Below are 243 nucleotides of genomic sequence, written 5' to 3' on the forward strand. Positions count from 1 at the left end.
GACTTGCTGGTGACCGACGTCGGCCTGCCCGGCATGAACGGCCGGCAACTGGCGGAAATCGCCCGCCAGCATCGCCCCGGCCTGCGCGTGCTGTTCATGACCGGTTATGCCGAGAAAGCCGCCGAGCGCCAGGGGTTCCTGGAAGACGGCATGGACATGGTCGCCAAGCCCTTTTCCATTGACCTGTTGGCCAACAAAATCCGTAGCATGATCGGCGTCGAGGCCTGAGTTCAGGCATAATCG

Annotated in this window: 1 protein-coding gene; it reads left to right on the forward strand. The window is 62.6% G+C overall.

All coding sequences use genetic code 11. The features are described from left to right. Positions 1–228: response regulator (locus AAEY98_RS22600; RefSeq protein WP_351019875.1), on the forward strand; the 228-nt coding region annotated here is incomplete at its 5' end. Positions 229–243 lie beyond the last annotated feature (15 nt).

Source organism: Shewanella sp. AC91-MNA-CIBAN-0169 (assembly GCF_040310165.1).
Taxonomy (GTDB): Bacteria; Pseudomonadota; Gammaproteobacteria; order Enterobacterales; family Shewanellaceae; genus Shewanella.